Below are 6,486 nucleotides of genomic sequence, written 5' to 3' on the forward strand. Positions count from 1 at the left end.
CGAGGTCGGACGCCAGCTTGATCGCCCGGGCGCTCCAGCTGGGCGATGCCAGCGCGCTCAATGCATCCCACCAGGCCGGCTTGCTGGAGCGGGCGATCAAGCTGGCGTCCGACCTCGGCAATGCCCAGATGCCCGCGGTGCGTGCGATTCTGGGCACGGAGGCGGCTGCCCTGCCGCTGAATCACAGCACCAACAGCACCACGGTGAACATCGGCAAGGCCAGCATCGCCGTGCCGCTGCTGACGGCTGACGGGGGGCAGGGCATGGCGGCGCTGTCCATGACCGGACAGGGGCGAGGTCTGGTCTACGGCGCCGACGTGTTGGGCTGGATGGCGGGTACCACCCGCGAGCAGCAGCATTACCCGCTCTTCCGCCGGGCCATGAACTGGGTTGTGACCGGCAACGCCGACGCCAACCTGCCGGCCCAGCTGCAGGTGGGAGTGGCCGGCTACAACGGCAATACGGTCAAGCAGTATCTGGCGCGCGCCGGCAGCAGCGGCGTGGTCTCCGCCTGCGCCGTGGCCGATCCCGCCAACACCTGCTGGCGTCAACTGGACCTGATCGTCTTCGGCGGCGGCGTGGCCGACCATCCTGCCCTGGGCTCGCTGGTTCGCAGCTATCAGGATGCGGGCAAGGCCGTGGTCGTGATGCAGCCCAACTGGAATGTGTCCGCCGGCCTGCAGCGCGCGGCCTCCGGCATGGGCATCAGCCTGGGCGGCTACCCGGGCAACTATTTCGCGCCGGCCTCGGCCGTTTCCATAGGCGCCGCACGCAGCCCGGCCGATATGCTGGCCAAGGCCGATCAGTTCGGCAGCCTGGTGAACAGCCTGCGCATGCTGCCTCGTACCGACCTGAGCGTGGACTTCTCCACCGACAGCTCGGCCCTGCAGCCCATCAATGTGGTAAGCAATTCCCTGGCCCGCCTGCAAAGCGCTGGGGAGAACGTCTTTGCGGATCGCGACGGCCAGCTCTTCCAGTACCTGGCCCTGTGGGCCGATGTGCAGCGTCTGTCGGTGCGCTACGGTTCGCCCCTGTCCGCCAAGGGCAATGCCGGTGACTTCATGCGCACCTATGCCTCGGACTCGTGGGTGGTCTTCAACCGCAAGGCGACCACCGTGCCGCCCAATGGCGCGGGCGACTACATGCCGCCTCAGGCCCGCGATATGGCGGTCAGCGCCGAGTGGGAGACCGTGACCGTGACGATCCCGCAAACCGGTGGCGTGACCCTGATCGGGCGCGCTTCCGTGCCGGGAAAGCCGCTTCAGATCGAGGTGCTGGATGGGGCTGGTACGAGCTCGCTCGCCGTTCAGACCAGCCATCTGCGCGCCTGGGGCAACCCGCTGACGGACGGCAGCTACGCTCGTCCTCGCCGCCCACATTCCTATGCCATCCCCCTGCGTGGGACGACCGACTTCGTCTCGCCCTTCGGTGGCCCGCTGATGCTGTCCTATGGCGGCGCCAAGGCGGGTAGCGTGGTCACGCTGCGCATCAAGGGCTCGGCCAAGTACGCGCATTTCGACTTCACCAAGAACCCCAGCCAGGCCGAGATCGATGAAGCCCTGGCTGCGCTCAAAAAGGGCGACTTTGGCTGGCAGACCAACAAGCTGGTGGGCGGCGAGATCCAGCAGATCACCAAGTACGCCAAGAGCGCCATCGGCAATGCCGACCCACGCGCCTATGTGCTGAACAACCTCAAGGACGGGCTGTTCAACAGCAATCACTTCGCCAACGGCTACAACAATATGCCCATGTCGGCCACGGCCAGCGGTCTGTGCGCCGAGTTCGGCTGGGACTGCAGCTCGGACGCCCTGCATCGTGCGCCCAATGTGCAGCACTTCGTGGGCTGGATCGCCACCTGCGGCTTCCTGTGCTCGGGCAATCCGTCGGATGGTTCGGCCGGCCTGGCCGTGGGCTGGGGCTGGGCGCATGAGCTCGGACACAACACGGTGCAGCGCGTGATGCGCATGTTGCCCGGTGGCAAGGGTTGCTCCACCGAGTGCGACAACAACATCCTGGCCAGCGCCACCATGCTGCGCATCTACGAGACCCTGGGCCTGGACACCGGCCACAACCTGAATCACCCGGGCCTTTATGCCATGCTGAGTGCCAGCCGCGGTGCAGGGCTCACGGGCGAAGCCCTGCGCGCCGATATGCAGCAGCGCCTGTGGTGGGGTGCCTCCCAGGACCCCATGCGTGCCGTGCATTTCCAGCTGGCCTTCCTGTACACCCGCGAGCGCCATGGACTGACGCAGCCCAGCATGCAGACCACGCTGGAATTCCTGCAGCTGCTCACCAAGGGCGATCGCCTCGTGGCACGTGCCTGGGATGCCAACAACCGTGGCAAGTACGCCATGGGTCGCTATGCCAGCAACACCATCAAGAACGAGGATCTGTTCTACGTGCTCAGCTCCAAGATCATCGGTCGCGATGTGCGCAAGTACTTCGAGATGTACGGCCTGCCCCTAAGCCCCGAGGCCCTGGGCTCGGTGGAGGATCTGAAGCTGCCGCTGGCGAACCGGGCCTTCTATGCCCTGCCGGCCGGCAAGCACAACCGCCTGGCCACGGGACGCTGGGTGGATATCGAGGCCTCGGTGCCCGCCTACCCCTTCTGATGCCATGGTCCGGGCCCGTGGCGACACGGGTCCACCTGGAGCGGGGCCTGTTGGAAAACAGGCCCTTTTGCTTGAGGGCGATGCGAAAATGCAAGCCATGAACGAACTCAGCCTCATCCGCCCCGACGACTGGCATGTGCATCTGCGCGACGGCGCAGCCCTGGCTGCCGTCCTGCCCGCCACGGCCCGCCAGTTCGCCCGTGCCATCGTGATGCCCAATCTGCGCCCGCCCGTGACCACGGCGGAGCAGGCCCAGGCCTACCGGGAGCGCATCCTGGCAGCCCTGCCGGCGGGGGCAAGCTTCACGCCGCTGATGACCATGTACCTCACCGACAACACGCCGGTCGAGGAAATCCAGAAGGCCCGCGATGCGGGCGTGGTGGCGCTCAAGCTCTACCCGGCCGGCGCCACCACCAATAGCGATGCCGGCGTCACCGACATTCGCAAGACCTACAAGACCCTGGAAGCCATGCAGCGCGAGGGCCTGCTGCTGCTGGTGCATGGTGAGGTGACCGATCCCGAGGTGGATGTCTTCGACCGCGAGGCCGTGTTCATCGACCGTGTGATGCAGCCGCTGCGTCGCGACTTCCCCGAACTCAAGGTGGTGTTCGAGCACATCACCACGCTGGAGGCGGCGCAGTACGTGGCCCAGGCCGACCGATTCACCGCGGCCACGCTCACGCCGCAGCATCTGCTCTACAACCGCAACGCCATCTTCACGGGTGGCCTGCGCCCGCATTACTACTGCCTGCCGGTGCTCAAGCGCGAGCAGCACCGGCAAGCCCTGATCCAGGCCGCCACCTCGGGCAGCCCCAAGTTCTTCCTGGGCACCGACAGCGCCCCGCATGCCTCGGTCATGAAGGAGAACTCGGTCTGCGGCGCAGGTTGCTACACCGCGCTGTCGGCTCTGGAGCTCTACGCCGAGGCCTTCGAGGCCATGGGTGCCCTGGACAAGCTGGAAGGTTTCGCCAGCCTGCACGGCCCCGACTTCTACGGCCTGCCGCGCAATACCGAGCGCGTGACCCTGCGCAAGACGGCCTGGAACCTGCCGGAGTCCGTGCCCTTCGGCGAGGCCCAGCTCAAGCCGCTGCGCGGTGGCGAAACCCTGAGCTGGCAATTCGTGGGCTGATATCGGTCTTGAGAGGCCTTGACCTTTTCCACCTGCAGCCGCTCTACCAGAGCCTGGCCAACCGCCCCGAGCTGCTGAGCCAGCTGGAGCGGGACGTCGGCCTGCGTCCGGTGCAGGGGCAGCAGCTGGGCCGCCTGTCCTCGGCCCAGCTGATTCAGCTCTTTGAGCTGCTGCATGCCCAGGGTGAGCCCCATGCCGGCGCCAAGCTGGCGGCTCAGGTCGACCCGGGTGTGGCCCATGGTCTGGTGTACTTCCTGCGCAGCCATGCAAACCTGGGTCAGGCCCTGCAGGCCCTGAACGATCTGATTCCCTGGTTGCTGCCCGACGGCCGCTGGCAGATGGACAGCAGTGCTTCGACGCTGCAGATCAGCATGACCCCGAGCTATGAGGCGCAGCGCTTGGGGCGGCTGCTGCGCTACGAGTCCGGTCTGGTCTGGCTGCATGGTCTCATCGCGCGTTGCCTGGACCGCGCCCCCCCTGTAGAGCGTGCGGCCTGCATGACGGCCGACGTCGGGCGTGGTGCGGAATTGGAGGCCCTGCTGGGTTGCCCGGTGGAGTTTGGCGCCCCGAACTTCGCCCTGCATCTGCCCCTGGGCTGTCTGGACTGGCCCCTGCCGGGGCACAGCCCGGGGCTGGTGCAGGCCTTGCGCGAGGCGCTGCAACGGCAGCTGCCGCGGCAGGCCGCGCCGGCCGACAAGGCGGAGCAGCTGCTGCGCTGGTTGCGCCGCCAGACCGACCTCAGCAACATCTCGCTGGAGGATGCGGCCCGCTACTTCGAGTGCAGCCCCAGCACGCTGCGCCGCTGGCTGGCCCAGGAGTCGGTCAAATTCGCCGATTTGCTGCAGATGCAGCGCAGCTGGCGCGCTTTCATGGGGGTTCTGGACCGTCGCAAGCTCCTGCCCGAAGTGGCGGAGGGGCTGGGCTATGCCGATCGGGCAGGGCTGGAGCGCGCCTTCCACGCCACCTTCGGTCTGCGTCCGGCCCAGTTGCGCCAGTGGCTCAGCGATGTCCAGGGCCAGCAGGGCCTGGGCTTGGCGGAGGCCCTGACGCAGATGGCGGCCCAGGCCCGCCGGGAATCCCGGCCCGCGGCTTTGGTGCGCTCGCTGAGCCAGGCCGCCGACACCTTGCCCCTGCAGATCCGCGATGCCGCTGCGCCATGAATGATTTGCCGGATCTCATGGTGGAGCTGAGGCAGCTGCAGCCCCTGTATGTGCTGCTGTCGCCACATCCGGCATTGCGGGCCGAGCTTGAGCAGTGCTGGGGTCTGGAGCGTGTGGCGCCCAATGACGCCCGTCGGCTGAGCACAGAGCAGGTGGTGGGCATGAATGAATGCCTGCTCGCCCACGGTTTGCCGCATGTGCCGGCCGAGCTGGCCAGCCGGGTGGATGACAATGCCGGCGAAGGCCTGCTGTATTTCGCGCGCAGCTGTGCCAGTCTGCGCGAGGCCCTGGCCGAGCTGCTGTGGCGCCAGTCGGATTGGCTGCCCTGGGCTGTACTGAGCCTGAGTGAGGAGGGGGGCGAGCTGTACCTGCGCATGCGTCCCCGCGCCGCCGCGCCGCCGCTGGGCCTGCTGGTGTATTGGGAGGGCACTTGGGCGTGGATGCTGGGCCTCCTGCGCGTCTGCCTGCCGGCCGAGTCGGTGGCGCTGGATGCTGCGGTCATGACGCCCGACAGTCCGTGCCCCGGGCAGCTGGCCGCGCTGATGGGGCTGCCGGTGCGCTTCGGCGCGCCCTGCTTCGAGATGCGCCTGCGGCCCGAGCTGCTGGATGTGCCCCTGCCGGGTGCCAACCCCGCCTTGCGCCAGACGCTCTCGGTCTGCTTTGATCTGCTGGAGCTCTACCTGCCGAGCCCGTCGCGCATGCGGCTGCGCGCTCAGGTCAGGATCTTCCTGCGTCAGGCCGCCCATGGCGCGGACCTCGGCCTGGAGCCCGTGGCTCAACAACTGGGGCGCTCGCCTGCCAGTTTGCGGCGCCAGTTGCAGGCCGAGGGCTGCAGTTTCAGCGCCATGCTGCAGGCGCATCGTCAGAGCCAGGCCTTCGAGGGCGTGGTCGAGCAGGGCCAGTCCCCGGAGCTGATGGCATCCCAGCTGGGCTATGCCGGTGCGCCGGCGCTGACACGCGCGGCGCGCAAGTGGTGGGGCGCGGGGCCCCAGCAGCTGCGCGAGGACTTCCTGCGGCTGCAGGCCCTGGGCGGCCTGTCGGACTGGGCCTGCCCCTTGCGTCTGCCCAGCTTGATTCCGGCCGAGCCGGGCCCCGATATGGCGGCCCTGGTCTATGCCTTCGGGACCGCCTGCCTGAAGGGTCTTGCCGCGCCGGCTGAGCAGGCTGCGACCCAGGGGCTGGCCCAAGATCTGCGCGCAGCCCGTACCTGGCTGAGGCGAGCCCGCCATGAGCCCTGGCCTGTCGGGCCGGCCACCGAGCCGGTGCATATGGCTGATCCGCAGGCCTGGGCGGCACTGGGCGCCCGCCTGCTGTGGCGTCTGGCGGGGCGCGACTATGCGGCCTGGCTGGAGCGGCAGCCGGCTGCGTCCTGGCCGCAGCTGCTGGAGCGGGAACGCGCGCAGTTCGGACTGAGCCGGGTCGATGCCGCCGCCTTGCTGCTGGCCCGCTGGGGGCTGCCCGGAACCCAGCTGGAGGCGTTCAGAGCGCAGCAGCTCCGGGCGGCGGGGCCGTTGAGCAGCTAGGATCGGCCCGCCAGGCGACGGGCCTGCACCTAGCGATACAGGAGAGCGATTTGCACCAGCCC

Annotated in this window: 4 protein-coding genes; all 4 read left to right on the top strand. The window is 68.3% G+C overall.

Features of this window, described 5'->3' with window-relative positions; genetic code table 11:
- Window positions 1-2,612, top strand: a 2,612-nt coding sequence (locus ACK5F2_RS09405; protein WP_409864282.1) for an ImpA family metalloprotease, incomplete at its 5' end; no start/stop codon positions are given.
- A gap of 97 nt (window positions 2,613-2,709) precedes the next feature.
- A complete protein-coding gene (gene pyrC / locus ACK5F2_RS09410; RefSeq protein ID WP_409864283.1) occupies window positions 2,710-3,741 on the top strand; it encodes a dihydroorotase in 1,032 nt (343 codons plus the stop codon).
- A gap of 8 nt (window positions 3,742-3,749) precedes the next feature.
- Window positions 3,750-4,901, top strand: coding sequence for an AraC family transcriptional regulator ligand-binding domain-containing protein (locus tag ACK5F2_RS09415; protein ID WP_409864285.1), 1,152 nt, complete (start codon window positions 3,750-3,752; stop codon window positions 4,899-4,901).
- On the top strand, window positions 4,898-6,424 hold the full coding sequence (locus tag ACK5F2_RS09420; protein WP_409864287.1) for an AraC family transcriptional regulator ligand-binding domain-containing protein: 1,527 nt from the start codon (window positions 4,898-4,900) through the stop codon (window positions 6,422-6,424). The genes ACK5F2_RS09415 and ACK5F2_RS09420 overlap by 4 nt, the downstream gene beginning before the upstream one ends.
- The last annotated feature ends 62 nt before the right edge of the window (window positions 6,425-6,486 follow it).

It is taken from the genome of Roseateles sp., from assembly GCF_046300915.1.
GTDB lineage: Bacteria > Pseudomonadota > Gammaproteobacteria > Burkholderiales > Burkholderiaceae_C > Kinneretia.

What these genes read in the sequence shown, in the direction of transcription:
- ACK5F2_RS09420 (WP_409864287.1), top strand. Translation starts at nt 4,898, where the DNA reads ATGAATGATTTGCCGGATCTCATGGTGGAGCTGAGGCAGCTGCAGCCC.
- pyrC (WP_409864283.1), top strand. Translation starts at nt 2,710, where the DNA reads ATGAACGAACTCAGCCTCATCCGCCCCGACGACTGGCATGTGCATCTG.